Source organism: Exiguobacterium sp. s168 (genome assembly GCF_018619035.1).
Classification (GTDB): Bacteria; Bacillota; Bacilli; order Exiguobacteriales; family Exiguobacteriaceae; genus Exiguobacterium_A; species Exiguobacterium_A acetylicum.
This window is the reverse complement of the sequence record NZ_JACSNE010000002.1, coordinates 118739-145735: the sequence shown is the minus strand read 5'-3', so window position 1 is coordinate 145735 and position 26997 is coordinate 118739. Positions and strand designations below refer to the sequence as shown.

At 47.3% G+C, this 26997-nt stretch carries 27 protein-coding genes and 1 tRNA gene; 24 read left to right on the top strand and 4 right to left on the bottom strand.

The features are described from left to right. Positions 1-26: 26 nt before the first annotated feature. The 9 genes from polX (at position 27) to trxA (ending at position 10431) form a co-directional block, all read left to right on the top strand. Positions 27-1742, top strand: coding sequence for a DNA polymerase/3'-5' exonuclease PolX (gene polX, locus KNQ15_RS02155; RefSeq protein WP_214727508.1), 1716 nt, complete (start codon positions 27-29; stop codon positions 1740-1742). Then, complete coding sequence (locus KNQ15_RS02150) at positions 1743-4109, top strand: endonuclease MutS2 (RefSeq protein WP_214727506.1); 2367 nt, start codon at positions 1743-1745, stop codon at positions 4107-4109. It abuts the gene before it with no gap. A 10-nt stretch (positions 4110-4119) separates the two neighbouring features. Further along, positions 4120-4527: a DUF350 domain-containing protein gene (locus tag KNQ15_RS02145; protein ID WP_023469001.1), complete on the top strand. Its 408-nt coding sequence runs from the start codon at positions 4120-4122 to the stop codon at positions 4525-4527. 185 nt (positions 4528-4712) lie between these two features. Continuing rightward, entirely contained in the window at positions 4713-5609 is an 897-nt protein-coding gene (locus KNQ15_RS02140) for a YitT family protein (protein ID WP_034786074.1), read from the top strand. 197 nt (positions 5610-5806) lie between these two features. After that, on the top strand, positions 5807-7480 hold the full coding sequence (locus tag KNQ15_RS02135) for an AMP-binding protein (protein WP_214727504.1): 1674 nt from the start codon (positions 5807-5809) through the stop codon (positions 7478-7480). A gap of 71 nt (positions 7481-7551) precedes the next feature. Next, the gene (locus tag KNQ15_RS02130; RefSeq protein WP_023468997.1) at positions 7552-8130 is read left to right on the top strand and encodes a fatty acid metabolism transcriptional regulator FadR; all 579 of its coding nucleotides are present in this window, start codon (positions 7552-7554) and stop codon (positions 8128-8130) included. A gap of 74 nt (positions 8131-8204) precedes the next feature. Next, positions 8205-8978: an electron transfer flavoprotein subunit beta/FixA family protein gene (locus KNQ15_RS02125; protein ID WP_029342301.1), complete on the top strand. Its 774-nt coding sequence runs from the start codon at positions 8205-8207 to the stop codon at positions 8976-8978. Positions 8979-8991: 13 nt separating this feature from the next. Further along, on the top strand, positions 8992-9957 hold the full coding sequence (locus tag KNQ15_RS02120) for an electron transfer flavoprotein subunit alpha/FixB family protein (RefSeq protein ID WP_214727501.1): 966 nt from the start codon (positions 8992-8994) through the stop codon (positions 9955-9957). A 162-nt stretch (positions 9958-10119) separates the two neighbouring features. Then, positions 10120-10431, top strand: a complete 312-nt coding sequence (trxA, locus tag KNQ15_RS02115; RefSeq protein ID WP_023468994.1) for a thioredoxin — start codon at positions 10120-10122, stop codon at positions 10429-10431. Positions 10432-10490: 59 nt separating this feature from the next. On the opposite strand, the gene KNQ15_RS02110 is transcribed toward trxA, so the two are convergent. After that, positions 10491-10871, bottom strand: coding sequence for a VOC family protein (locus KNQ15_RS02110; protein ID WP_034786072.1), 381 nt, complete (start codon positions 10869-10871; stop codon positions 10491-10493). An 11-nt stretch (positions 10872-10882) separates the two neighbouring features. Then, positions 10883-12205 (bottom strand): dihydrolipoyl dehydrogenase family protein, encoded by a 1323-nt coding sequence (locus KNQ15_RS02105; RefSeq protein ID WP_214727499.1) that lies wholly within the window; start codon positions 12203-12205, stop codon positions 10883-10885. Between the two features lie 82 nt (positions 12206-12287). Between KNQ15_RS02105 and uvrC the strand changes: the two genes are divergently transcribed. Then, on the top strand, positions 12288-14072 hold the full coding sequence (uvrC, locus tag KNQ15_RS02100) for an excinuclease ABC subunit UvrC (protein ID WP_029342297.1): 1785 nt from the start codon (positions 12288-12290) through the stop codon (positions 14070-14072). A gap of 41 nt (positions 14073-14113) precedes the next feature. On the opposite strand, the gene KNQ15_RS02095 is transcribed toward uvrC, so the two are convergent. Both KNQ15_RS02095 and KNQ15_RS02090 read right to left on the bottom strand, forming a co-directional pair. Further along, complete coding sequence (locus KNQ15_RS02095; RefSeq protein ID WP_029342296.1) at positions 14114-14728, bottom strand: PH domain-containing protein; 615 nt, start codon at positions 14726-14728, stop codon at positions 14114-14116. A gap of 119 nt (positions 14729-14847) precedes the next feature. Then, on the bottom strand, positions 14848-15267 hold the full coding sequence (locus tag KNQ15_RS02090) for a YslB family protein (protein ID WP_047393602.1): 420 nt from the start codon (positions 15265-15267) through the stop codon (positions 14848-14850). Between the two features lie 213 nt (positions 15268-15480). Between KNQ15_RS02090 and KNQ15_RS02085 the strand changes: the two genes are divergently transcribed. The 14 genes from KNQ15_RS02085 to clpX all read left to right on the top strand — a co-directional run bounded on the left by KNQ15_RS02085 (position 15481) and on the right by clpX (position 26971). Beyond that, on the top strand, positions 15481-16098 hold the full coding sequence (locus KNQ15_RS02085; RefSeq protein WP_214727497.1) for a succinate dehydrogenase cytochrome b558 subunit: 618 nt from the start codon (positions 15481-15483) through the stop codon (positions 16096-16098). A gap of 19 nt (positions 16099-16117) precedes the next feature. Further along, positions 16118-17881 (top strand): succinate dehydrogenase flavoprotein subunit, encoded by a 1764-nt coding sequence (gene sdhA, locus KNQ15_RS02080; RefSeq protein WP_214727495.1) that lies wholly within the window; start codon positions 16118-16120, stop codon positions 17879-17881. Beyond that, positions 17881-18687, top strand: a complete 807-nt coding sequence (gene sdhB / locus KNQ15_RS02075; protein WP_023468986.1) for a succinate dehydrogenase iron-sulfur subunit — start codon at positions 17881-17883, stop codon at positions 18685-18687. Before sdhA ends, sdhB begins: the two co-directional genes overlap by 1 nt. 56 nt (positions 18688-18743) lie before the next feature. Beyond that, on the top strand, positions 18744-19199 hold the full coding sequence (locus KNQ15_RS02070; protein ID WP_029342293.1) for an acyl-CoA thioesterase: 456 nt from the start codon (positions 18744-18746) through the stop codon (positions 19197-19199). 65 nt (positions 19200-19264) lie between these two features. Continuing rightward, entirely contained in the window at positions 19265-19528 is a 264-nt protein-coding gene (locus KNQ15_RS02065) for a phosphocarrier protein HPr (RefSeq protein WP_012371023.1), read from the top strand. 86 nt (positions 19529-19614) lie between these two features. Beyond that, the gene (racE, locus tag KNQ15_RS02060) at positions 19615-20421 is read left to right on the top strand and encodes a glutamate racemase (protein WP_023468984.1); all 807 of its coding nucleotides are present in this window, start codon (positions 19615-19617) and stop codon (positions 20419-20421) included. Beyond that, positions 20422-21177, top strand: coding sequence for a ribonuclease PH (gene rph / locus KNQ15_RS02055; protein WP_214727493.1), 756 nt, complete (start codon positions 20422-20424; stop codon positions 21175-21177). Continuing rightward, positions 21174-21767 (top strand): XTP/dITP diphosphatase, encoded by a 594-nt coding sequence (locus KNQ15_RS02050; protein WP_214727485.1) that lies wholly within the window; start codon positions 21174-21176, stop codon positions 21765-21767. Before rph ends, KNQ15_RS02050 begins: the two co-directional genes overlap by 4 nt. 5 nt (positions 21768-21772) lie before the next feature. Then, entirely contained in the window at positions 21773-22282 is a 510-nt protein-coding gene (locus KNQ15_RS02045) for a metallophosphoesterase family protein (protein ID WP_214727483.1), read from the top strand. Between the two features lie 73 nt (positions 22283-22355). Further along, positions 22356-22429, top strand: a tRNA-Arg gene (locus KNQ15_RS02040). A gap of 102 nt (positions 22430-22531) precedes the next feature. Next, positions 22532-23056 carry a hypothetical protein gene (locus KNQ15_RS02035; protein WP_231681742.1) on the top strand — a complete coding sequence of 175 codons (525 nt, stop codon included), beginning with the start codon at positions 22532-22534 and terminating at the stop codon, positions 23054-23056. Between the two features lie 28 nt (positions 23057-23084). After that, positions 23085-24068, top strand: a complete 984-nt coding sequence (locus tag KNQ15_RS02030; RefSeq protein ID WP_214727481.1) for a hypothetical protein — start codon at positions 23085-23087, stop codon at positions 24066-24068. A 110-nt stretch (positions 24069-24178) separates the two neighbouring features. Continuing rightward, positions 24179-25471: a trigger factor gene (tig, locus tag KNQ15_RS02025; RefSeq protein WP_029342286.1), complete on the top strand. Its 1293-nt coding sequence runs from the start codon at positions 24179-24181 to the stop codon at positions 25469-25471. Between the two features lie 234 nt (positions 25472-25705). Beyond that, positions 25706-26971: an ATP-dependent protease ATP-binding subunit ClpX gene (gene clpX / locus KNQ15_RS02020; RefSeq protein ID WP_023468977.1), complete on the top strand. Its 1266-nt coding sequence runs from the start codon at positions 25706-25708 to the stop codon at positions 26969-26971. Positions 26972-26997 lie beyond the last annotated feature (26 nt).

Sequence of the window (26997 nt, the reverse complement as noted above, 5' to 3'; positions counted from 1 at the left end):
AGCTTTTTTTGAGGGGAGAATTGCACATGCGTACGATTCAAGATGCAATGCGTCACTTGGAACGAATCTCAGTTTACCTAGAGGTTAAAGGGGAAAATCCGTTTAAGATCAATGCTTTTCGAAAAGCAGCAAGTATCCTCGAGGCATCGGATGCTGACTTCATGGCAATCGACGATTTTACGGCGATGAAGGGGATTGGTAAAGGAACGGCTGCTGTTCTTGAGGAGTACCGGGAAACGGGAACGAGTACGGCACTGACGGAACTCGAACAAGAAGTACCGGAAGGACTGATCGCTTTACTAAAGATTCCAGGTCTTGGTGGGAAGAAACTTGCTAAATTACATGAAGTCGGCGTTATTGATGCGGATTCCTTTGCAGAGAAATTAGCGGATGGTACAGTCGAAGCGATGCCTGGATTCGGTAAGAAGACGGTCGAGAAGTACGTCAAAGCGCTCGAAACGTTTGAAACACGACCGGAACGATTACCGTATGGTGTCATGCGAAAGGTCGTTGCGGAATTAAATCAGACCCTTGCGTCGTTTGATGAAATCATTCGCTTCGAAGTTGGTGGAAGCTTCCGCCGAGCAGAAGAGACGTGCAAGGACCTTGATTTCATCCTCTCTACGAACGAACCGGAACGGATCAAGGAGCAACTCTTGGAACTGTCGCTGATCGATGAAGTCATCGCTGCCGGCAGCACGAAAGTATCACTCGTCTTAAAACGAGACGTTCATTATATCGCGGTTGATTTCCGGATCGTCGATGACGCGGCGTACGCATCCACATTACATCACTTCACGGGTTCGAAGGATCACAATGTTCGGATGCGTCAACTCGCGAAAGAACGAGGAGAGAGCATTTCTGAATATGGCGTTGAGACTGAGCAAGGATTAGTCCAACCGAAGACGGAAGAAGAATTGTTTGCGCGGTACGACTTACCGTTCATCGCACCGGAATTACGAGCAGGGCGGCACGAGTTTGAACAGGATTTGTCACGCCTTTTGACGGAACAGGACATCCAAGCGGATGTACACATGCATACGACATGGTCAGATGGAACATTATCCGTTGAAGAACTAGTCGATGCGTGTGCTGCACGAGGGTATACATGGATGGCGATCACCGACCATAGTAAGTATATGAAGTTCGTCAATGGATTGACGGAAGAACGTCTACGTGCGCAACGTGTCGAAATCGAAGCAGCACGTAAGAAACATCCCGAGATGACGATTTTATGTGGCGTCGAGATGGATATCTTGCCTGATGGATCGCTCGATTATGAAGATGATTTCTTAAAAGAGATGGATTACGTCATTGCTTCGATTCACTCGAAATTCGATCAGACGGAAGAAGAGATCATGCAACGGCTTGAGAATGCGTGTCGTAATCCTTACGTTTCTCTGATTGCCCATCCGACAGGACGGATCATCGGTAGACGAGAGGGCTATGCCGTCAACGTCGATCGCTTGATCGAACTAGCAGCCGAGACAGGAACAGCGCTTGAGATGAATGCAAATCCGGCACGATTCGATTTGACGGCAAGTTCCCTAGTAAAAGCGAAGGCTGCTGGTGTGAAAATTTTGATCAATACGGATACACACCGACCAGAAATGTTAGAAGATATGAAACTTGGAGTCCTCCATGCACGTAAAGCCTATTTGGAGGCGTCTGATGTCATCAATACGTGGGGTGCCGAAGAGGCACTTGCCTTCTTCGGTCGAAAACGTTTAGGAGTGGATTAAATGAATGCCAACGCATTACGCGTCTTAGAATATGAGAAGTTAAAAGAAAACATGTTATCGTTCACGGCAAGCTCACTGGGTGCACAGTTCGTTCGAGCGATGCGGCCAGCGGAAGAGTTCGAGCAGGTCAAGGAATTATTGGCTGTCACGACGGAAGCAACGACGGTCTATCGGTTGCGTGACCGTTATCCGTTCGGTGGATTGACAGATGTCCGCAGTGAAGTCAAACGAGCAGAGATTGGTTCGGTCCTCTCGACGAGTGAACTCTTATCCGTCGCAGACGTCGTTTATTCAGGACGTCAAGTGAAGGCGTTCCAGGAACGATTGCATGAGGATCATGCGGATCTACGATTACCACGACTCGACAGTCGAATCGAACAGATCACGAAGCTTGTTGAGATCGAACAAGGGATCCGTCATGCCATCGACGATCAGGGAACTGTCCAAGATTCGGCAAGTGATAAACTACGAGCGTTACGTAGTCAGTTACGCTCGCTCGAAGGACAAGTTCGTTCAAAAATCGATAGTGTCTTACGCAGTAAAGCGAAGATGCTGTCTGACGCCATCGTGACGATGCGAAACGATCGGTACTGTGTACCGGTCAAACAAGAATACCGTCAAGCGTTCGGCGGGATCGTCCACGATCAGTCGGCATCTGGTGCAACGTTGTTCATCGAACCACAAGCTGTCGTCTCTGCAAACAACGAGATCCAAGAAGCGCGTTTGAAAGAACGAGCTGAAATCGAACGAATCCTTGCCCAACTGTCGGCACTTGTCGGGAGTGTCGGTGATTCGCTGCGCATCAATCTCGATGTACTAGCAGAACTCGATTTCATCATGGCGAAAGCGTTGTACGGTCATCATATCGGAGCAGTCGAACCACGATTAAATGAAAACCGCCATATCATTCTGAAGGAAGCACGACATCCCTTCATTCCGAAAGATGAGGTCGTACCGATCACTGTCTCGCTGGGTGGCGATTTTACATCACTCGTCATCACTGGTCCGAACACCGGTGGTAAGACGGTTACCTTAAAGACGATCGGTCTTCTGCAATTGATGGTGCAATCAGGTCTATACGTACCGGCCGCAGATGAGACGGAGCTCAGTGTCTTCGATGCGATTTATGCTGATATCGGGGATGAACAGTCGATTGAACAAAACTTATCGACGTTTAGTTCGCACATGACGAACATCGTCTCGATGATGGAAAAAATCGATTTTATGAGTTTAGTGCTGTTTGATGAATTAGGGGCAGGAACGGATCCGACAGAAGGAGCTGCCTTGGCGATCGCGATTCTTGATGAAGTAAAACGCCGCGGAGCGCGCGTTGCAGCGACGACACACTATTCGGAATTAAAAGCATATGGCTATAACCGAGAAGGCGTCGTCAACGCGTCAATGGAATTCGATGTCGAATCACTCAGTCCGACGTATCGCTTACTCATCGGTGTACCCGGACGCTCGAACGCATTCGAGATTTCAAAACGTCTTGGACTCGAAGACCGGATCATCGATGCGGCACGAGGTCAGATCGGTAGCGACGCACAGTCCGTCGAGACGATGATTGAACGACTGGAAGAAGCAAAACAACGTGCTGAAACGTTAGAAGCGCAGTTGCTTGAAGAGAAGAAGCGACTTGTTGCAGAGCGTGAGCAATTCGAGCAAGAACAAGCCGAGATTCAAGAAGAGAAGAACGAGATTTTGGCAAAAGCGGAAGAAAAAGCTGCACGTGCAGTCGAACGTGCTCAAAAAGAAGCAGAAGGCGTCATTAAACGTTTGAAAGAATTACGTGATGCTGGTGCCGTCAAAGAGCACGAACTGATCGAAGCACGTAAAAAACTTGAAGATGCGAAGCCAAGTCTGCAAGAAAAGCGGATCGCTAAAGTGAAAGCGAAATACGATCAAACGCCACGTTTTGATAAAGGCGAAGAAGTCAAAGTCACGACCTTCAATCAAAAAGGCTATATCATCAACCAACAGGCGAACGGCGAGTACACCGTTCAAGTCGGCATCATGAAGGTGAACGTCAAACCGGAAGATCTTGCGAAGATCGGCAGTACCCCAAAACGTCCGCAAACAAAAGGACGTTCTGGTGGCACGAGTGTGACGAAACAATCGGCGCCTTCAGCTGAACTGGATTTACGTGGCGTCCGTGTTGAAGAAGGATTATCGAAGCTCGAACGCTTCATGGACCAAGCGTTGTTATCAAACTACGATCATATTCGCGTCATTCATGGTCTAGGCACGGGAGCAATGCGTCAAGGTGTCCAAGAATTCTTAAAAGGTCATCGTCACGTCAAAGGTCACCGCTTAGGTGGTCAAGGTGAAGGCGGACACGGTGTGACGATCATCGAACTGAAATGAGGAAAGCAAGATGAACATTTTTGAGAATGTCTATGTCTATACGACAGCGCTCTATTCGGTCGCGGGATTACTGATCATTTTAGGACTTGCACTTTTTGAGTTGACAACCCGGTATAAAAACTGGGAACATATCAAGAGTGGCAACATCGCCGTTGCGCTAGCAACAGGTGGAAAAATCATCGGACTCGCCAATATCGTTCATTTCGCTGTTCAAGGGGAAGAACGGGTCGGGTCGATATTTCTTGAAAGTGCTTTTGGCTTCTTACTGTTGATATCGACATACTGGATCTTTGAATTCCTGACACCGAATTTGCCGGTAGACCGTGAAATCGAGAATGGCAATATTGCTGTCGGCATCATTTCATGTGCCTTATCAATCGGCATGTCCTACGTCATCGGATCAGCGTTAGTGGGGTGAATCCGTGTTAGAACGTTTAGCGAAAATCATGTTCGGGGTTTCGATCGCCTTTTTGGTCGTCGGTATCCTTTGGATTGTATTTAATTAAAAGAACCGGTCTTACCGTGTGATCATTCCGTACTGACATCGTTTCAGTACGGAATTTTTATTGGAAGCCACGCCTAATCAAAAAAGGAGGAACGCATATGAACGTACGAAAAACATCAACAACGACAGAAACGAGACGCCGTGCTTTTGAGGCGATGCAATTGATTTCTTGGAAGGACATCTTCTGGGTCATCATCGGGTCGGCGATTCTCGCCTTTGGAATCAACTACTTTACGATTCCGAACGATCTTTCAGAAGGCGGATTAATCGGGATCACGGTCATCTTCTACTATCTCTATGGCTGGGATACGGGCCTTGTTTCCCTGATTGCGAACGCCTTGCTGTTCATCGTCGGTTATCGATTCCTCAGTCGGAAGACGATGCTTTACTCCGTCATCTCGGTCGCCGTCACATCATTTGTCCTCTCCTCGACTGCTAGTCTTGCGACATCATCTGACAGCCGTTTAATCGGTACGGTCTATGCGGGAATTCTGATTGGTGTCGGAATCGGACTTGTCATTCGTGCTGGAGGAACTACGGGCGGCGGAGTAATCATCGCTCGACTGATGAATAAGTACTTGAATCTCAGTATCGCGGTCTCGATGTTCATCATCGATGTCGCGGTCGTCGGTGCATCAGGATTTCTGTTCGGAGAAGAAACGATGCTGTACACGTTGATTGCGATCATCATCGGCTCGTATTTGATTGATCTCGTCAGCGAAGGATTGAATGTCCGCGAAGCGGTCACGATCATCAGTCATCGCCAAGAGGAAATCGCGACGATCCTGACAGAGACGCTCGGTCGTAGCGCGACGGTCATACACAGTCACGGTCATTTCACGAAACAAAAAAATGATATGTTGTATATGATCGTCGATAAACGACAACTGGCACCGTTGAAACAGATCGTCGAAGCAGCGGATCCCCGCGCCTTCGTCGTCATTCATAAAGTGCGCGAAGTCATTGGTGAAGGATTCACGTATCCATCTCGGTAATGCCTATTAAAAAGCAGTACTTCTTCTTTTTCGGAAACGAGAAAGGGAGGTGCTGCTTTTTTGTATGATGATTCCGATTGAAAGAATCGAAAAAAACAAGCAGATTCGATTTCTTTTTTTGGATTTTACTGGCATGTCGAATTCGATTCAACGTATAATAAAAATGAATAGTAATTCATTATCAGGGAGGGAAATGTATGGAATCCGTTTGGTTATCTGATTATCCCGAGCAAGTACCCGCATCGATTGATTATCGAGAATTACCTCTTTATCAGGCACTCGATGAGGCAGCGACCGATTTTCCAGAACAACGTGCCTTGAGTTTCTTAGGAAAACGTATGACGTTTCTTGAAGTACGTGACGAAGCTCGCGCACTTGGGAGCCTATTACAAGAGCACGGACTAAAAAAAGGGGATCGCGTCGGACTGATGTTACCGAACTGTCCCCAGTATATGATCAGTTATTATGCTGTCCTCTATGCAGGTGGTATCGTCGTCCAAGTGAACCCACTCTATACAGACCGTGAACTTGAACAGATTCTCGTCGATTCAGGAGCACACATGCTCGTGACGCTCGATCTACTTTATCCAAAAGCGTCTCGTGTCAAGGCGGCGACGACACTCAAGACGGTTGTGACGACAAGTATCGCGGATTACCTTCCCTTCCCTAAAAATAAACTGTACCCGATTAAAGCACGGAAAGATAACAACATCATCATTGATACGACGGGTTCGATTCCGTTTTTATCTTTGCGAGGTTATGAGCCGATTACACCAGTCGCGATTCAACCGAAGGAGGACGTCGCGGTTCTCCAATATACGGGTGGAACGACAGGCGCTCCAAAAGGTGTCATGTTGACACACTTCAACTTGAGTGCAAACGTCGAACAGATCGACAACTGGTTCTATAAATACAATCGAGGAGATGGACGGAAGCTGTTAGCGGTCGTTCCTTATTTCCATGTCTATGGCATGACATGTAACCTCAATTTCGGCATATTTAATGCCTATGAACAAATCATCGTTCCGAAATTCGATATCGAACAGGTTCTCAAGACGATTCATAAGGAAAAACCGAATCTGTTCCCAGGTGCTCCGACGATGTATGTCGGTCTATTGAATCATCCGAAACTGAAGAAGTATGATCTCTCTTCGATTGAAGCCTGTATTTCTGGTTCTGCTCCATTACCAGTCGAAGTGCAGGAAAAATTCGAAGCGCTGACGGGTGGGCGGATTGTTGAAGGATACGGTCTGTCTGAAACGAGCCCGGTGACGCATACGAACTGTATCTGGGATCGTCGCATTCCTGGAACGGTCGGTATTCCGGTACCCGATACGCAAGCGAAAATCGTCCAAGCGGACGGAGAGACACCAGCTGCTCCGGGTGAGATTGGCGAGATTATCGTCACAGGTCCGCAAGTCATGAAAGGATACTGGAAACGATCAGAAGATACGCAAGCGGTACTTCGAAACGGTTGGTTGCATACAGGAGACCTTGGATATATCGGTGAGGATCATTACTTCCGAATCGTCGATCGGAAAAAAGATTTAATCATTGCTTCCGGATTCAACATTTATCCACGTGAAGTCGAAGAAATCCTATATGAACACCCAGCTGTCAAAGAAGCGGTCGTCATCGGTGTTCCAGATGTCTACCGAGGCGAGACCGTCAAGGCGTTCATCGTCGTCAAGGATGAGATGACGGTCACGGAAGAAGAGCTCGATCAATTCTGTCGTAAACAGTTAGCATCGTTCAAAGTGCCAAAGCAGTATGAATTCCGGCAAGAGTTACCGAAGACGTTCGTTGGTAAGATCCTCCGCCGTGTTCTCGTTGAAGAAGAACGTGCTAAACAACTCGAAGAAAGCAGTTGACAGGATAAAATGACATGATAGAATAAATATGAATGAACCATCATTCATTTTATGCGTTAGGAGATAGTGGAATGAAACGAACAATGTCAAAGAGTGACCGCATCATTGATGCCGCCGTAAAAGTCATCGCCAAGAACGGCTACCATGGAGCGAAAGTGACTGCCATCGCAAAGGAAGCCGGGGTTGCGGATGGAACAATCTATCTGTACTTCAAGAATAAAGAACATCTCTTGATTTCGCTATTCCAAGCGAAAATGGGAAGCTTCATCGAATATTCCGAAGGACAAATCGCGAGCCATACATCAGCGACGGAACAATTGGCAGCATTGATCGAGGCACACCTCGAGCAATTATCCGTCGACTATGATTTAGCGGTCGTCACGCAGATCGAGTTGCGTCAATCGAACCAAGACATGCGTCAAAACATCGCTGCTGTCTTGAAACCGTACTTGCATCTGATTGACCGGGTCGTCAAGCACGGGATGACGACAGGTGAGTTTTCAAACGAACTCGATTATCGATTGGCACGTCAGATGATTTTCGGAACGATCGATGAGGTCGTGACGAGCTGGATGGCAAGTGGATTCAAATATGAGTTGCTTGAGACACGCGACGGGATTCATCGGATGTTGATCAAAGGGCTGAGTTAAGCCCTTTTCATGACAACAATCATGTAAGCGGATACAAAGAATGATGGTGAATAGACGACAAGGGGGAGCATGAGATGGAAATCTATGTACTGTTGAAACGCACATTCGATACGGAAGAAGCAATCCAACTCGAGAATGGTCAAATCGATGAGGATGGCGCTGAGTTCATCATTAACCCATACGATGAGTATGCGGTAGAAGAAGCGATTCGTGTCCGTGATGCACAAGGGGGAACGGTGACGGTCGTGACGGTCGGACCGGAAGATGCGGATAAGGAATTACGAACAGCACTCGCAATGGGAGCGGATCAAGCCGTTCGTATCTCGATTGAAGATGACATCGAAGAGGCAGATCATTTCACGATTTCTGAAGTGCTCGCTGGTTATTTGAAGGAACAGACAGTCGATCTCGTCATCGCTGGGAACGTCGCAGTCGATGGCGGAAGTGGTCAAGTGGCACCGCGCGTCGCAGAATTACTCGATATTCCTTACGTGACGACGATCACGAAACTAGAGCTCGACGGTACGAAAGCTATCGTGACACGCGACGCTGAAGGGGATACAGAGACGATTGAAACGACGCTTCCGTTACTTGTAACTGCGCAACAAGGGTTGAACGAGCCACGTTATCCAAGTCTTCCGGGGATCATGAAAGCGAAGAAGAAGCCGCTAGAAGAACTCGAACTCGATGATCTCGAACTTGATGAAGACGAACTCGCACCACGTCTAGAAACGATTGAGCGTTTCTTACCACCGAACAAAGCAGCCGGTAAGATCCTTGAAGGTGAACTAAACGAGCAAGTCGCGCAACTCGCATCATTATTACGCAACGAAGCAAAAGTGGTCTAAGGGGGAGAAACGAATGACAAAAGCATTAGTACTCGCAGAATCACGAGATGGCAGTTTACGGAATGTGTCGTTTGAAGCAATCGCGGCAGCACGACGTGTCGCTGACGAAGTTATCGCAGTCCTGATTGGGCACGATGTCGCAAAGGATGCTGATGCTTTAGCATCGCGCGGAGCGGACCAGGTGCTCGTCGTCGAGGATGAGCGTCTTCTACACTACACGCCAGATGGTTACGGACAAGTCTTCCTCGAGTTGATGAACCGGACGTCACCAGACGTGCTCGTCTTCGGACATACGTCGCTCGGTAAAGATTTATCACCGAAGATCGCGGCAAAACTACAAGCTGGTTTGATCAGTGATGTGACGGCGATTGAATGGGAAGGCGCGGATGCGTCATTCATTCGCCCGATCTACTCGGGGAAAGCATTTGAAAAAGTCAAAGTCTCAGAGGGCAAGACGCTCTTTACGGTCCGTCCGAACAACATCGATCCGCTTGAAGCAGGTAGTTCACAAGGAACTGTCGAGTCGGTCACGGTCGAACTGAAGGATTTACGAACGATCGTCGCAGACATCGTACGCAAAGCAACTGGCGGCGTTGATTTATCAGAGGCAAAAGTTATCGTCGCAGGTGGACGCGGTGTCAAGAGCTCGGATGGCTTCGCACCGTTACAAGAACTAGCAGATGTCCTCGGAGGAGCAGTGGGTGCTTCACGTGGTGCTTGTGATGCGGATTACTGCGACTATGCCCTTCAAATCGGTCAGACGGGGAAAGTCGTTACACCGGACCTTTATATTGCATGCGGGATCTCAGGTGCGATCCAACACTTAGCAGGGATGTCGAATGCCAAAGTGATCGTTGCAATCAACAAGGACCCGGAAGCGAACATCTTCTCTGTCGCGGACTATGGTATCGTCGGAGATTTGTTCGACGTCGTTCCACTATTGACAGCTGAATTCAAAAAAATGCTCGTTCACGGATAAGTTTGAAGACCGGTACCATTATCATGGTGCCGGTTATTTTTGCGGATTTTTCGCGTGAGCAGTTTCGTTTGTTGGAAGAGACTGCTATGATATACTCGAATCAATAAAGAGATCACCTATTTTTTTTACCGGGTCGATCTACTCATTAGGAGGTTATGATCAATGGCAATCGTACACGCAACTAGCCAATCATTTAAAGAAGAAACACAAGAAGGACTCGTCCTTGTTGATTTTTGGGCAACATGGTGCGGACCATGTCGTATGCTTGCACCAGTTCTTGAAGAACTTGATGCTGACATGCAAGATGTAAAAATCGTCAAAGTTGACGTAGATGCAAACCCAGAAGTAGCTGGAGCATTCCAAGTTCAAAGTATCCCGACACTCGTTCTCTTCAAAGATGGACAACCTGTCAACAAAACAATGGGCTTCATGCCAAAAGACGCACTTAAAGAATTCGTTGAAACATCTAACTAATTCTTTCTTGCATATCAAAACAGACCGTTCTGCACAGGCAGAACGGTCTGTTTTTTTAATTACATTGGCGTGCAAAGTTCAATCAGGTGACCATCGGGGTCGAGGACATAGGCGACGACTTGCCCCCATGGTTTTTGACTAGGAGCGAGGACGGTCTCATATCCTGCCTCTACTACTTTCTGAAATAGAGTCGGGACGTCATCCGTGATGAAACCAATCTCTAACGTCTGTTGTGTTTTTCCGCTTGGTATCGTGTAATCCGGAATCAACTGTTGCACGTCTTCACGCGTATTGAAGGCGAGTGTCGTCTGACCGGTCTCGAACTCGATGTAGCTCCCGTGCTCCGCCTTGACGGATAGTCCGAGAACATCTCGATAGAATGTCAGCGTCCGTGCAGTGTCTTCAACGTATAAAATCGTATAGCCGTATTGAATCATCAAAAAGCCTCCTGTCAATCCTCGAATAACGAGGCGATGTCTGAAGCAGGTGTCGGGTAAGCGAATCCAGTTTGTTGCATCGAAGTACTTGGAATCCGGTGTTGCATCGCAAACGAGAAATAGTTTGCTAGTTCCGCTGCATTGACACCGATGAAGTGTGCGCCGAGGACTTGATCATCTTCCCCAACGAGTACTTTCGCCCGAGCAAAACTGTCTTTGATCCGTGCGTTCGTTTGCCAAGAAGACGTATCAATCAAGCGACCACGGTATGAGATACCTGCTTTTTTTAAAGCGGCTTCTGTCTCGCCGACGAGGGCAAGGTTCGGGGCAGTGAATACGACGCTTGGGACAGGGAGCAGTTCCAGTTTCCGGTTGTTTCCTTCGAGCATGTTATCGGCAGCAAGTCGTCCTTCGGTTCCAGCAAACGGCGTCAACGCTGGATTCCCACTGACAGCAACATCTCCTGCGGCATAGATATGTTCGACGGAAGACTGAAGGTACGCATTGACATGAATTCCTTTTTCATTATGCGCAACCCCGATTTCTTCGAGACCAAGCTGGTCGATACTCGCGACACGTCCAGTCGCATTCAATACGACATCCGTCTTTAATACATCGCCGTTCGATAAATGCAGAGAGTCTTCTTCGTAAGCGACGACCTCTGCTTCTTTGATGATTGAGATACCAAGTGCCCGTGTGGCTTCCAACAACACATCGACCAGTTCACTCTCGAATTGTTTTAAAGGACTAGAACGTAAAACGATTGTGACGTCTGCCCCAGCAATACGAGCGAGATGAGCGAACTCGAACGAGATATAACCGCCGCCGATGCAGACGAGTCGTCGTGGAAGTTCTTTCAGTTCAAGAAACTCATTACTTGTTACGAAACGCTCACTACCGGGTACAGATAATTCGCGAGGTCTTAGACCGGTTGCGATTAAAAACTGTTTCCCTTCGATTTCTTCTTCACCAATTCGAAGGCGATGTGAAGACACGAAATGCGGTTCTCCATGGAAATAGTCGATGTCCGTTTCCGCGTACCGATTTCGAGTTTGCTCCGGGATGGCACGTGTGTATTCATTTTTTCGCTCCATCAATTGGCGCCAATCAATCGAAATCAGCCCCTTTACACCGTATCCGAGCAATCGCTCGACAGCGTCTTTCGTCTCACTACCCGTCAGTAAGATTTTTTTTGCGTCACACCCACGTTGGGCGCATGTGCCGCCTGGAGTGAAGTTCTCCACGATGGCAACACGTAGCCCTTTTTCAGCGAATTTATAAGCCGCTTGATTTCCAGCGGAACCTGTTCCAATCACAATGCAATCATATGTACGCATTTTTCATCCTCCGTATGTCATAATCAATGTATGGTATTTACCCGAACGAATAAAACTAGAAACGGTGAAAGGAGACATTTATTTGGGACATCAAGAACATATCAAAGCGAAACTATCCCTTTTGCCTGATGAGCCAGGATGTTATCTGCACAAAAATGAATTCGGCGAAATCATCTATGTCGGAAAAGCAAAAAATCTCAAGAACCGAGTCCGCTCCTATTTCACGGGAGCACATGATATTAAAACGGAACGCCTCGTCGCGGAAGTCCGTGACTTCGAATACATCATCACAGCCAGTGAACTAGAAGCGTTGTTGCTTGAGATGACACTTATTAAGAAACATGATCCGAAGTACAATATCATGTTGAAGGACGATAAGTCATATCCGTACTTGAAAATTACGAATGAGACCTATCCCCGCCTGATCACGACGCGTAAGTTAAAAAAAGATGGTGGTCACTATTTTGGTCCTTATCCGAATGCGTATGCGGCAAACGAGACGAAACGTTTGTTAGATCGTTTATATCCGCTACGTAAATGCCAGCCGATGCCGAAAAAACTTTGTCTGTATTACCACATCGGTCAGTGTCTCGGTCCATGTGAAATCCCGAATCTCGAGTCGGAACAAAAGACGCTCGTTTCAGAAATCCGACGTTTCTTGTCGGGCGATACGAAAGAGCTTGTCGAAGACTTGAAACAGAAGATGGCGGACGCGGCCGAAACGATGGAATTCGAACGTGCGGGAGAATTGCGCGATCAAGTCCGGGCGATCGAGTCGATCATGAACAAACAAAACATGATCACAGCGGATCTGACGTCACGCGACGTATTCGGAATCCATGTCGATAAAGGTTGGATGTGTGTCCAAGTCTTCTTCCTTCGTGGCGGAAAGATGATTGAACGTGATGTCTCGCTTTTCCCGATCTATGGTACGCCGGCAGAAGAGCTCGAGAGTTTCATCGTCCAGTTCTACGAAAAGAACATCAAACCGAGTGAAGTCTATGTACCGCCTCTCGTCAATCAGCTTCTGCTCAAAGAAGCGCTATCGATTAAAATTCACGTTCCGGTCCGAGGATCAAAACGGAAATTACTTGATCTAGCGACAAAGAATGCTGAAAATGCGATCTCGGAACGCTTCGAGTTGTTAGCGAAAGATGAGAAACGGACCGTTCAAGCAGTCGAAGAACTCGCCGATGCGATCGATGTTCATCCATTATCACGGATCGAGATCATCGATAATGCGAACATTCAAGGAGCAGACGCCGTTTCGGCGCTCGTTGTCTTTGAAGACGGTAAACCACTGAAAAAAGAATACCGGAAGTTTAAGATTCGGACGGTTCAAGGACCGGACGACTATGAATCGATGCGGGAAATCGTGCGTCGGCGTTATCGACGGTTGTTACTCGAAGGAGCGCGCCTTCCGGACCTCGTTTTGATTGACGGAGGAGTCGGACAGTTGAATGCTGCTTTAGAAGTCATTCAAGATGAACTCGGCTTATCCCTGCCGGTCGGCTCATTAAAAAAAGATGACAAACACCGGACGAGTCAGTTGTTGTTTGGAGAAGATGCCCGCCTCGTCGAACTAAGTCCTCGTTCAAGTGCGTTTTATTTACTTCAACGGATGCAAGATGAAGTGCACCGGTTCGCGATCACGTTCCATCGCTCGCTCCGCTCGAAAGGGATGACCCGTTCCTTGCTCGACGAGATTCCAGGAGTCGGACCGAAAAGACGTCAGCAGTTGATTCGTCATTTCGGATCGATGCGTAGCTTGCGACGCGCAACAATCGAACAGTTGGCGGAAGCAGGATTACCTGTGAAGTTAGCGGAAACCGTCGCTGAATATTTAAGTCAAGCGAATGAAGAATGAAAAAATGCCGTCCTCTTGAAGAGGGCGGCATTTTAAAGTGATTAGTTGTTGATGTACTTCTCGTAGTATGAACCGAAGTCTCGCTGGTTCCACTGATAGTAGTGACCTTGTAGCCACTCGAAGGATTGTTCAGACAACTCCTTGAATGTTTGCGGCACGTTCATGTCACCTTGACGAAGTCCGCCGAGAATCGTGACCGAATGATTCAATGAGCTGTTTGCGAACTCGAGCATCTTTTGTCCTTCATACTGTTTTTCAGCAATGGCAAGAAGTGTTTTATAAAGATCTTTCACATGTTCAAGTTGTTTTTTATCGACGTCGATCGAATAATGTTTACCACCGATCTCGAATTTGATCTCGACATCAAGATCGACTGTTCCCGCCGTTTCGAACATGACGTGGCGAATCGGATAGTGTGCGTACGGATAGCGATACAAGACGCGTTTTGAACTGACGGCACTCTCACCATCTAGGTGAACTAAAGCCAAGTTCGTAAAGCAATACTCATCAGATTTGGATTTGATCAAGAAGTAGATTTTCTCACCGTCTTCATGCAAGACATAATCGTCAGCGGCTGCCTTGTCGAAATCATCAGGATGAATGACTTGTCCGATATCACTGAATCCCGTTAAATCTGCTGCTAGTTTTTTGAACATGTGAAGTTCCTCCTCGCGATTTGTGTACGAATGATTTTACGAGCACTTACTGCAAAAGGTTTCATGAAAATCTATTTCGATGTTGAAAATTAAGATTCCTGTCACGTTCTATGTAAATTTTACTTGAGCGGTTCAAGTGGATCTTTAGGGTCGATTTGGACCGTGATTTGAACGAGCTCTTTACTTGTCTCAGCATATCCTTCCGCGACACACCCATTAAAACGGGAGAACTGTTCAGCGAGGAAACCGGCTTCGAGTTGGAAGTAGCCTTGTGGTCGTTCATCTCTCGTTGTATCAGGAGGAGACAGCACGAATGAGATAGCAGTTCCTTTGCGTTTCTTGATTTCGAGCGTTCCCCAACCTGCTTGTTCAAAAAATGAGGCTAATTCAGATTCATCTACGACAGGGAATTGACGCGCTAAACGTTTACCTGCCCAATAGATGACTTGCCGATAATCCGATCCAAGAAGATCGGTCAGCACATAATCTCGGATCAATTCGATACCGAAAAGTGGTGTTTGATTTGGTGTAGCATCCATCATGATTCACTCCTATCTGTGAACCATTATACCGAGATGATTCTTGTCGGTCATTGTTTTCCTAAAAAAATTTGCAGTTAAATGCAACGGCTCGGGTTGTCTTCTAAAAAGGACAGGAGTAGAATAAGTGATGAAAAGACGAATTTCCTTATGAAAGCGCTTTTCTACCAAAATGCGCCAACGGTTGATTGGCAAACAAAAGGGGGGATTTGGATGGCGAATCATCGTGATTTCGTGAGTCGTAAAATACACTCACTGCTCGGCGTCATTCCAATCGGGTTATTTTTACTTTCGCACTTAACGACGAACTACTTCATCGTACGTGGTGAGGAAGACTTCAATAAGGCCGCGGAATTCGTGGGGAACGTTCCGTATCGATTGTTCTTAGAGATCTTTGTCATCTTCATTCCGATCATCTTGCATGGCGTCTACGGTGTGTACATCGCATTCACTGGTTCTGCGAACACAGGACGTTATACATACTTCCGGAACTGGATGTATGTACTGCAACGGTTTAGCGGTGTATTCCTTGTCGTGTTCATCACGTGGCACGTTTGGGAAACACGAATTGCCGCTGCGATGGGAACAGCAGTCGATGCAAGCATGATGCAGAACATCGTCGATAACGGATTCATGCTCGCGTTCTATATCGTCGGGATCTTGGCGACGACATTCCACCTTGCGAACGGACTTTGGACGTTCTGCATCACATGGGGAATCACACAGTCACCAGCATCTCAACGGGCGATGTCTTACGTGGCAGCACTCGTATTCATCGGTTTATCGTTTGTAGGCGTACGCTCGATCTTAACGTTTGCAGGCGTGTTGTAAGGAAAGGGGAACTGACAACATGGCGAACAAGAATCTTGTCATCATCGGCGGAGGGCTTGCCGGTCTGATGGCTACGATAAAAGCAGCGGAGCAAGGCGTACCAGTTAAGTTATTCTCACTCGTACCCGTCAAACGCTCACACTCTGTTTGTGCACAAGGTGGCATCAACGGAGCGGTCAATACAAAAGGGGAAGGGGATTCACCATACCAGCATTTCGATGACACGGTATACGGTGGGGACTTCCTCGCAAATCAACCACCTGTTCAAAAAATGGCGGAAGCAGCGCCGAAGATCATTCATATGTTCGACCGGATGGGTGTTATGTTCAACCGGACACCGGAAGGCTTACTCGACTTCCGACGTTTCGGAGGAACGTTGCATCACCGGACGGCATATGCTGGGGCAACGACAGGGCAACAACTGTTGTACGCATTAGATGAACAGGTTCGTAAGTTCGAAGCGCAAGGTTTGGTAGAAAAATACGAAGGATGGGAATTCCTTCGTGCCATTATCGATGACAATGGCATCTGTCGTGGAGCGGTTTGTCAAAACCTCCGGACGATGGAAATCGAGGCATTTGCCGCGGATTCTGTCATCCTCGCGACAGGTGGTCCTGGGGTCATCTTTGGAAAATCGACGAACTCGGTCATCAACACAGGACAAGCAGCAGCAGCTGTCTATCGTCAAGGTGCGATTTATGCGAACGGTGAGTTCATCCAGATTCACCCGACAGCGATTCCTGGAGACGATAAGTTACGTCTTATGAGTGAATCAGCACGAGGTGAAGGTGGTCGCGTCTGGACGTATAAAGACGGTAAGCCTTGGTACTTCCTCGAAGAGAAGTATCCGGCATACGGAAACCTTGTTCCGCGAGATATCGCGACACGTGAGATCTTCGACGTCTGTGTCAATCAAAAACTCGGCGTCAACGGGGAGAACATGGTCTATCTGGATCTATCGCATAAAGACCCAAAAGAACTCGACGTCAAACTCGGTGGGATCCTTGAAATCTACGAGAAGTTCGTCGGTGATGATCCACGAAAAGTACCGATGAAGATCTTCCCGGCCGTTCACTATTCAATGGGTGGACTATGGGTCGACTATGATCAGATGACGAACATCCCTGGATTGTTCGCAGCTGGTGAATGTGATTATTCGATGCACGGTGGTAACCGTCTCGGAGCGAACTCACTTCTCTCTGCGGTATACGGCGGAATGGTCGCTGGACCATCAGCAATCGCGTATATGAACGAACTCGAGACATCAGTTCATGAGATGAGCGAAGACGTCGTCGAAGCGCATAAAATCGAAGAGATCAACCGCTTCAACGATATCCTATCGATGGAAGGTACGGAAAACGCGTATCAAATCCACCGTGAGCTTGGAGAAATCATGACGGACAACGTCACGGTCGTCCGTTATAACGATAAGCTCGAAGAGACACTGACGAAAATCAAGGAACTTCGCGATCGGTTCACGCGCATCTCGGCAACGGATACAGCACGTTGGAGTAACCAAGGGGCATCGTTCATCCGTCAGCTCGATCACATGCTCGATCTAGCCGAAGCAATCACGCTCGGTGCCTTAAAACGTGACGAGAGTCGCGGAGCACACTATAAACCGGACTTCCCGGAACGTAATGATGAACAGTTCTTGAAGACGACGATGGCACGTTATACGAATGGTCATCCGGAAATCTTCTATGAAGACGTCGACACGTCGTTGATTCCACCACGGAAACGCGACTACAGCAAGAAGTCGAAGAAAGAGGTGAAAGCATAATGGCGACACCACTCGAATCATCTACTACGCAAAAATCGGTTCAATTCATCGTTCAACGTCAAGATGGACCAGATGGTAAACCGTATGATGAAGCGTTTGAAATTCCGTACCGTCCGAACATGAACGTCATCTCTGCTTTAATGGAGATTCGCCGAAACCCTGTGAATGCAGCCGGTGAAAAAACGACACCAATCAACTGGGACATGGGTTGCCTAGAAGAAGTATGTGGCGCTTGTTCGATGGTCATCAACGGTACACCACGTCAGTCGTGTACAGCACTCGTTGATAAACTCGAACAGCCAATCCGCCTGCAACCAATGCAGACGTTCCCGATCGTTCGTGACCTTCAAGTTGACCGTCAACGCATGTTCGATGCGTTGAAAAAAGTCAAAGCATGGGTTCCAATCGATGGAACGTACGACTTAGGTCCAGGACCACGGATGCCAGAGAACAAACGTCAATGGGCATATGAGTTATCGAAATGTATGACGTGTGGCGTGTGTCTCGAGGCATGTCCGAACGTCAACGATCGTTCGACATTCATCGGACCAGCATCGATTTCACAAGTTCGTCTATTCAACTCGCATCCGACAGGTGCTTTCCACAAGGAAGAACGTCTTGAAGCGTTGATGGAAGATGGCGGGATCATGCAGTGCGGTAACGCTCAAAACTGTGTCGAGGTTTGTCCGAAAGGGATTCCGCTGACGACTTCGATCGCAGCGATGAACCGTCAGACGACACTTCATTCATTCAAGAAGTTCTTTGGTAGTGACGAAGGACGGACAGGTGAAGCAGTTAGTTCATGATTTATCAAAGAAGGAGCTTGCTCCTTCTTTTTTCATTCAGACAGGAGGAACTCATTGTGCGCGTACCAGCTTATATTCCAGAACTTGAAACATGGCTTGAACAGATGAAACATGGCACACGACTCGACGTCGCGGTTCGTTTTGCGGAGACGGATGCCTATGGTCATATGAATAACCGGGTACCGTTCGTCTATTTTGAGGACGTTCGGACATTGATGTTAGAGGAAACAGGATATTCGCTTGCAGAAGACGGCATTATCGTCGTTGCGGATGCCCAGTGTAATTACATTCGCCAAGTTTATCCACGTACGCGTCTTGCCGTCTATGCCTATCCCGTACATGTCGGAAGTGCGTCGTGTGACGTCCATTATGCGGCATTTGATGAGCAAGGTGAACTGATGTTCACAGGACGGACATCGATGGTACAAATTGATCGTGCCGGGAAAGCATTCCCGTGGAGTGAAGCGTATAAAAATTCCTTGCAGAATCGATTCGAATCCGTTATCATTTGATAATGAGTTCACATATTCGAAAACGACTCACTAGTACGTTATTAGTGAAGGGAGATTTCTTAATCATGGAAAAAACATTCAAAGTCATCGCGGATTCAGGCATTCACGCTCGTCCGGCTACTCAGCTCGTCAACACAGCTTCTAAATTCCAATCAGACATCAACTTGGAATACAACGGGAAGACTGTCAACTTGAAGTCAATCATGGGTGTTCTTTCACTCGGAATCGCGAAAGATTCAGATATCAAAATCGTTGCAAACGGTGACGATGCTTCTGAAGCAATCACGACTCTTTCAGATATGCTGACTAGCGAAGGTCTTGCTCAGTAATCCTGTAATCGTACATTCTCGGACGCCGGTCTTGCACCGTCGTCCTTTTTTGTTACCATAGGAAAGAGAGAAAGAGGTGGAGAAGAGTGAATCGAGCGATTGGAGTACTAGATTCCGGAGTCGGTGGGTTGACGGTCGCACGTGAATTGATGCGACAGTTGCCCCATGAGCGAATCATTTATGTCGGGGATACATTGCGGTGTCCGTATGGTCCTCGCCCAGAAGAAGAGATTCGTGAGTTTACGTGGGAGATGATTGATTATCTCGTGCAACAAGATGTGAAGTTGATCGTGATTGCCTGTAATACAGCCACGGCTGTCGTCCTAAAAGAAGCGCGAGAACGTTTAAATATACCTGTCATCGGTGTCATTGATCCTGGGGCCCGTGCGGCAGTCAAGGTGACGCGTACGAAACGAATCGGTGTCATCGGAACGAAGATGACGATTACAAGTAATTCCTACGAGAAGGCATTACGCCACGTCGAAGGACAAGTCGTCGTCGAATCGTTAGCGTGCCCGCCGTTCGTCCCGCTCGTCGAGTCGATGCAGACAGACGGTGCGTACGTCGAACGTGTCGTTGCCAATACATTACGACCATTGATGAATTACGATATGGATACATTGATCCTCGGGTGCACCCATTACCCGCTCCTAGCAGATGTGATTGGACGGGTCATCGGACCAGGCGTCCAACTAATCTCTTCAGGAGACGAGACAGCGCTCGAGGTAGCAGCACTACTTGATTACAATACGATTTCAGCAGATGTGACACAAATTCCAGAACATCGTTATTACGCGACAGGCGATATCCGCTCATTTGATCAGATTGCGACGGATTGGCTCGATCAGACCATCCATGCGGAGCGCATCGTGCTTGGAACGGAGGAAGATTAAATGCGGATAGACCAACGAACGGCGGATCATCTCCGTCCTATTCAATTATCGATTGATGTCAATAAACACGCAGAAGGTTCTGTCTTGATTGAACTGGGCGATACGAAAGTCCTCTGTACGGCGACCGTCGAGGATAAGGTGCCACCGTTCCTTCGCGGTAAACGCCAGGGCTGGATCAATGCGGAATATTCGATGTTACCACGTGCGACGGCTCAGCGGACCGCACGAGAAGCCGTCCGCGGCAAGCAGACGGGACGGACGATGGAAATCCAACGTCTCATCAGCCGATCGCTTCGGGCCGTCGTCGATTTAGAGAAGCTTGGGGAACGAACAATCTGGATCGATTGTGATGTCATTCAAGCAGATGGTGGCACACGAACGGCATCGATCACTGGTGGTTTTTTGGCACTCGTCCGAGCAGTCGATCAATTGATTCAAGCGGGAAAACTGACAGATACACCAATCAAAGAGGGCATCGCAGCGATCTCGGTTGGAATCGTCGAGTCGAATGTTTTGCTCGATTTATGCTATGAAGAGGATGCTGCGGCTGAAGTCGACTTCAATCTCGTCATGACCTCATCGGGGAAAATCGTCGAGATGCAAGCAACAGGAGAAGAGTCGACATTTTCCCGTCAAGAGATGCTCGATATGCTCGAACTTGGGGAAAAAGGAATTAAGGAACTGATTGATGCTGGTCGAGATGCACTCGGTGTCTCTTGGTGGTATGTAGGAGAAGAAGTGGGGGAACATAGATGAAGGTCATCGTCGCAACACACAATGCAGGTAAAGTGAAGGAACTTGAAAGCATGCTGGGTCGTCTCGGTTATTCGGTCGAGTCGTTACTCGATCACGCTGATGCTCCGGAAACGGATGAAACAGGTGAGACATTCGAGGAAAATGCACTTTTAAAAGCAACAGAGGCAGCAGCCTACTTTGGTCACACGGTACTTGCTGATGATTCAGGTCTTGAAGTCGATGCTTTAGATGGCGCTCCCGGCGTCTACTCAGCACGCTTCGCGGGTCTTGAAAAGTCCGATGCGGCGAACAATGCTCTACTACTTGAAAAGTTAGAAGGTGTTCCGGAGGAAGAGCGGACGGCGCGCTTCGTTTGTGTACTCGCGCTAGCGAAACCAACGGGTGAGACATTGACGGTTCGTGGAACGATGGAAGGGCGAATCGGTTTTGAGGCGTCGGGTTCGAACGGTTTCGGTTATGATCCATTGTTCGTCACAGAAAGCGGACAGACGGCTGCTGAGTTGACGAAAGAAGAAAAAGCGATGATTAGTCATCGTGGCAATGCATTGCGCAAGCTCGAACAGGACTTAACTACTTTCTTAGGAGTGTGATGAAGATGAGAGCGTTGATCGTTAGTGATAGCCATGGACTAGAACAAGAACTGCTTACGATATTCGAACGTCACCAAGACGTGGATTTGGCATTTCATTGTGGGGACTCCCAATTGACGCGCGACATCGAATCATTATATCCATATCGTGTTGTGCGAGGGAATTGCGATTACGGACACGATTTTCCAGAAGAAGTCGTATCGGAAATGGATGGTCATACCATCCTTTGTGTCCACGGACATCGTCAGGACGTCAAATACAGTCTAGATGTCTTACAGCATCATGCGAAGGAAAAGCAGGCGGATATCGTCTTATATGGTCATTCCCATGTTGCGAAGGCTGAATATCGGGACGGTGTGTTATTCATCAATCCAGGTTCAATCCGGATGCCACGTCATCGACCAGACAAGACGTATGCGATTCTTGAAGTGGATCAAAACCGTTATTCTGTCGATTTTCTCGATGTGAATGGCGATCGAGTGAATGCCCTGCATCTGGACGGAACATTTTTGTAATAAAATAAATGCAATGTTTGTAATGTGATTGACACGAAAGAATTGTTCTAGTATAGTTTATTCGTGTTGACACGTCCCAATAGCTCAGCAGGATAGAGCAACGGCCTTCTAAGCCGTCGGTCGGGGGTTCGAATCCCTCTTGGGACGCTATAATTAAAATAGAGACTGCCCTTACGAGGGTGGTCTCTTTTTTTTATTCCGATTTTCGATTATAATTAAGGTATCATGAACTCGAAAGGGATGAATGCAATGTGGAAGAAAGTTGGAGCAGTCCTCGTGCTAAGTACGTTTCTTGCTGGATGTAGTGAGATTTCAAATACAGTCGACGATGCAAAACAACAGGTCAACGATGTAAAAAATAGTGTCGATTACGCCGGAGAACTTCAAGGCATTGCAAAAGATACGGCCCAAGTCACGTCAGATTTGTCGGCTTCCTTGAATGAGGCGGCTACGACAGCGCGTGAATCTGCGAACCCTGAACAGGCACTCGATCAACAAATCGAAAAGTTGAAGGAAAACGGAACGATTGATCAGTTCAACCAAGAACTGGATCAGATCGATCAACGATTAGCGGGACTTGAAAATCCGCCGCAAGAATTGCAAAATTTAAGTGCAAAACTCGAACAGTACGTGAATCAATCGGAAGACATCGCTCGATTACTTGAAGCGGACGTCTCGTTAGATACGTTGAATCGATTAGGAATCGAGCAGGCAGGACAACTTCAAGAAGCAATCACGAACTGGACGTCTTTACTCGATCCATTTACGAAATAAGAAGTTGAACATGAAGGAGTGCCGGAATATGGGGACATCGCGCTGGATGGAACATGAACTAGAAGTAGAGCGAGCGCGCATTCTTCGTTTGCCCGCTTCTAAACAAGAACAATTGATTATGGAATTAGAGACTGACCAATTGACAGGAGAAGATGTCTTACACCGGCTCTATGTCATTCAACCACTCTTAATGCATGACCGGGAACGATTTGAAACAGTGGCAGAACGATTTCTTGAAGTCGAGGGTGTCGAGCAAGTGCTCGCACTCTTTCTTTATGAACTCGGAGAACGGTATCCGATGAAACTCGCTTTGCGCTCGGCGTCACCGTATCTGCCTTATGGGCTCGCGCTTCGATTAGATGAAATCAAACAACAGATGCGTGTTCGAGAACAAAAGCCGGCAGTTCAAAACAACCCTGTTGCACAGCGTGAAGTAACATCAGCAACGGAATTGATGCATGTGTTGCGACATGGCAGTTGGGTCGAACAAATGCGCCATTTGACCGGTATGGAATTTGAACGGACAACTGAGCTCATTGCATACATCACGCAGAAATATCTTCTGGCACAAGAGGCAGAACATCAAAGTCTACTCGTCATTGATCAGTTATTGGGGAGTGTGCTTCATCACGTGTCATATCCGATAAGCATTCATGTGCCACACTTGGATGTAGACTGGACGATTTCGTCACGCGAAGAGTTAGAAGAAATCCTGCTGGTACATCAACAGGAGCAACAAGCGTTACTCGCATCGATGCATACGTTAGAGCGAATGGATCCGTTCCGAGCGTTGCTCGTCTTGCGATCGGATCAACTGATTCATTTTGAAGAACGAGAACGAATCGGATCAGACATGGAGAAGTGGCTCACAGCATGCGAAGAACTCGCAGGTCTGACATTTGAACGTGAAGAACCGGAACGTATCCTCAGTCCGCTGGCGAAGCGGTTATATCGAGCGGCACATATCCTTTATCCAGAAGTCATCGCATTCGAGCAGATTTACTTCGATTGAGACATCTGGAAACGATTCGTTCAACAGTGGTAATCGTCAGAACGATTGTGCTATAATGTGACTTGTTGTACACACATGTACGCTAATTGACAATTTTGGAGGGACTCAGCATGACTGCAAAATGGGAAAAACAATCAGGTAGCCTCGGCGTCCTCACGTATGAAGCGCCTGCTGAAGCATTTGATAAAGCGGTAGACCAAGCGTTCAAGAAAGTCGTTAAGACTTTGAACACACCTGGTTTCCGTAAAGGAAAAATGCCACGCGCAATGTTCAACAAAATGTACGGTGAAGAAGCACTGTACCAAGATGCACTCGACATCCTTTATAAGGACACAATCGAAGGTGCAGTCGTCGAATCAGGAATCGAGCCAATCGCGCTTGAGAACATCGACGTTGAAACACTCGAAAAAGGCAAGCCAGTCGAATTCAAAATCACGTTCGTCATCGAGCCAGAAGCTACACTCGGTGAGTACAAAGGTCTTGAGTACACAGCAGTTGAAACGAACGTTACTGACGAAGACGTCGACGCTGAACTCAAAACATTGCAAGAACGCGGTGCAGAACTCGTCGTTAAAGAAGATGGCGTCATCGAGAATGGCGATACAGTCGTATTCGACTTCGCAGGTTTCGATGGGGAAAACCAATTCGACGGCGGAACTGCTGAGAACTACTCACTCGTCATCGGTTCAGGGAACTTCATTCCTGGATTCGAAGAGCAAATGGTCGGTTTAAAAACTGGCGAGCAAAAAGATCTTGAAGTGACATTCCCAGAGGAATACCACGAAGCATCACTCGCTGGAAAACCAGTTACATTCAAAGTAACAATCCATGAAGTTAAAGCACAAGAGCTCCCTGAATTGACAGATGAGTTCGCAAAAGAAATGGATGAAGAAGTTTCTTCACTCGACGAGTTGAAAACAAAAATCCGTACGCGTCTCGAAAACACACGCAAACAAGAAGCTGATGCTTCAATGCGCGATGAGTTAGTCGAAGCGGCTACGAAAAACGCGACAGTTGATCTTCCAGAAGTCATGGTCGAAAACGAAGTCGAGCGTATGGTTCAAGAGTTCACACAACGTATTCAATCACAAGGCATCGACCTCAACATGTACTTCCAGTTGACTGGAACGACAGAAGAGGCAATGCGTTCTGAAATGAAAGAGCAAGCGGAAGAGCGCGTTAAAGCACGTCTCGTCCTCAAGCAAATCGTTGCTGACGAAAAAATCGAAGTAACAGATGAGGAAACTCAAGCTGAACTTCAATCAATGTCAGAACTCTACAACATCCCTGCAGATCAACTTGAAACGATGCTTGCACCACAAGGTGGTCTTGAAACGCTTAAAGGCGATCTTCAATTCCGTAAAGCTATCGATGTTCTCGTCGACAACGCAAAAGCAAAATAAGCCATTTCATGGTTTTCGATCGACTTCAAGCCCAATTTCTGGTCTTGGAGTCGATTTTTTTGTACGATAGGTCAAACAAGGACAAACAATCCTTGGTTCAGAACATCAAACTGTAAATCGTTCGTCCAGGATTTGAAAGACTTTCCTTGTTCATGCTACAATCATAAATAGTAAAACGTGAGACGGGATGCTACAGGCGTCCATACAATTTCCACGTTAAAGGGGTGGACCTTTATGTTTAAATTTAACGAAGAAAAAGGTCAGCTAAAATGTTCTTTCTGTGGAAAGACACAAGAACAAGTACGCAAACTTGTTGCTGGACCTGGCGTTTACATTTGCGACGAGTGTATCGAACTCTGCAATGAAATCGTAGAGGAAGAACTCGGTACTGAAGAAGAAGTCGAGCTGAAGAATGTTCCAAAACCGCATGAAATTCGTACGACACTTGATGATTACGTCATCGGTCAAGAGAAAGCGAAGAAATCGTTGTCTGTAGCGATGTACAATCACTACAAACGAATCAATGCTGGTGGTCGTGCAGATGATGTCGAGCTCTCAAAATCGAACATCGTCATGATTGGACCAACAGGTAGCGGTAAGACACTTCTTGCCCAAACGATGGCACGGATCTTGAACGTACCGTTTGCGATTGCCGATGCAACAAGTTTGACGGAAGCCGGTTATGTCGGTGAAGACGTCGAGAACATCCTGTTGAAACTCATCCAAGCAGCGGATTACGATGTCGAGAAGGCTGAAAAAGGCATCATCTACATTGATGAAATCGATAAGATCGCTCGTAAATCAGAAAATCCGTCGATTACACGTGACGTTTCTGGTGAAGGTGTCCAACAAGCCTTGCTTAAAATTTTGGAAGGAACTGTTGCGAGTGTACCGCCACAAGGTGGACGGAAACACCCACATCAAGAATTCATCCAAATCGATACGACGAACATCTTATTCATCGTCGGTGGCGCATTCGATGGTATCGATCAGTCGATCAAACGTCGTCTTGGTAAAAAAGTCATCGGATTCGGAAACGATTCAGAGAACCGTAACCTTACGCAAAAAGAAATTCTCGCAGCTGCATTGCCAGAAGATCTTCAAAAGTTCGGTTTGATTCCAGAGTTCATCGGTCGTTTGCCGGTCATGGCGACGCTCGAGCCACTTGATGAAGAGGCACTCGTTCAAATCTTGACGAAACCGAAAAACGCCCTCGTGAAACAATATAAGAAAATGCTTCAACTTGATGATGTCGAACTCGACTTCACGGAAGATGCACTTCTTGAGATTGCAAAACTTGCAATCGAACGTAAAACAGGTGCGCGTGGTCTTCGTTCAATCATCGAAGAAACTATGCTTGATATCATGTTCGAAATCCCATCGCGTGAAGACATCGCGAAAGTCATCATTACAGCAGAAACGTTGACTGGTAAACGCGGTCCAACGCTCGAGTTGAAAGATGGTACAATTGAACATGGGAAAGAAAAAGAAACGGCGTAACACCGTGACAAATCGGCTCGGAGGCT

Excerpts from the sequence above, each read along its gene's own strand:
- KNQ15_RS02035 (WP_231681742.1), top strand. The coding sequence starts at position 22,532 with ATGTGGAAGAAAGTTGGAGCAGTCCTCGTGCTAAGTACGTTTCTTGCT.
- sdhA (WP_214727495.1), top strand. The coding sequence starts at position 16,118 with ATGGCGAACAAGAATCTTGTCATCATCGGCGGAGGGCTTGCCGGTCTG.
- KNQ15_RS02130 (WP_023468997.1), top strand. The coding sequence starts at position 7,552 with ATGAAACGAACAATGTCAAAGAGTGACCGCATCATTGATGCCGCCGTA.
- KNQ15_RS02085 (WP_214727497.1), top strand. The coding sequence starts at position 15,481 with ATGGCGAATCATCGTGATTTCGTGAGTCGTAAAATACACTCACTGCTC.
- polX (WP_214727508.1), top strand. The coding sequence starts at position 27 with ATGCGTACGATTCAAGATGCAATGCGTCACTTGGAACGAATCTCAGTT.
- KNQ15_RS02135 (WP_214727504.1), top strand. The coding sequence starts at position 5,807 with ATGGAATCCGTTTGGTTATCTGATTATCCCGAGCAAGTACCCGCATCG.
- sdhB (WP_023468986.1), top strand. The coding sequence starts at position 17,881 with ATGGCGACACCACTCGAATCATCTACTACGCAAAAATCGGTTCAATTC.
- KNQ15_RS02125 (WP_029342301.1), top strand. The coding sequence starts at position 8,205 with ATGGAAATCTATGTACTGTTGAAACGCACATTCGATACGGAAGAAGCA.
- KNQ15_RS02105 (WP_214727499.1), bottom strand. The coding sequence starts at position 12,205 with ATGCGTACATATGATTGCATTGTGATTGGAACAGGTTCCGCTGGAAAT.
- KNQ15_RS02120 (WP_214727501.1), top strand. The coding sequence starts at position 8,992 with ATGACAAAAGCATTAGTACTCGCAGAATCACGAGATGGCAGTTTACGG.
- KNQ15_RS02030 (WP_214727481.1), top strand. The coding sequence starts at position 23,085 with ATGGGGACATCGCGCTGGATGGAACATGAACTAGAAGTAGAGCGAGCG.
- tig (WP_029342286.1), top strand. The coding sequence starts at position 24,179 with ATGACTGCAAAATGGGAAAAACAATCAGGTAGCCTCGGCGTCCTCACG.
- clpX (WP_023468977.1), top strand. The coding sequence starts at position 25,706 with ATGTTTAAATTTAACGAAGAAAAAGGTCAGCTAAAATGTTCTTTCTGT.
- KNQ15_RS02045 (WP_214727483.1), top strand. The coding sequence starts at position 21,773 with ATGAGAGCGTTGATCGTTAGTGATAGCCATGGACTAGAACAAGAACTG.
- trxA (WP_023468994.1), top strand. The coding sequence starts at position 10,120 with ATGGCAATCGTACACGCAACTAGCCAATCATTTAAAGAAGAAACACAA.
- KNQ15_RS02140 (WP_034786074.1), top strand. The coding sequence starts at position 4,713 with ATGAACGTACGAAAAACATCAACAACGACAGAAACGAGACGCCGTGCT.
- KNQ15_RS02150 (WP_214727506.1), top strand. The coding sequence starts at position 1,743 with ATGAATGCCAACGCATTACGCGTCTTAGAATATGAGAAGTTAAAAGAA.
- KNQ15_RS02145 (WP_023469001.1), top strand. The coding sequence starts at position 4,120 with ATGAACATTTTTGAGAATGTCTATGTCTATACGACAGCGCTCTATTCG.
- KNQ15_RS02095 (WP_029342296.1), bottom strand. The coding sequence starts at position 14,728 with ATGTTCAAAAAACTAGCAGCAGATTTAACGGGATTCAGTGATATCGGA.
- KNQ15_RS02050 (WP_214727485.1), top strand. The coding sequence starts at position 21,174 with ATGAAGGTCATCGTCGCAACACACAATGCAGGTAAAGTGAAGGAACTT.
- KNQ15_RS02090 (WP_047393602.1), bottom strand. The coding sequence starts at position 15,267 with ATGGATGCTACACCAAATCAAACACCACTTTTCGGTATCGAATTGATC.
- rph (WP_214727493.1), top strand. The coding sequence starts at position 20,422 with ATGCGGATAGACCAACGAACGGCGGATCATCTCCGTCCTATTCAATTA.
- KNQ15_RS02065 (WP_012371023.1), top strand. The coding sequence starts at position 19,265 with ATGGAAAAAACATTCAAAGTCATCGCGGATTCAGGCATTCACGCTCGT.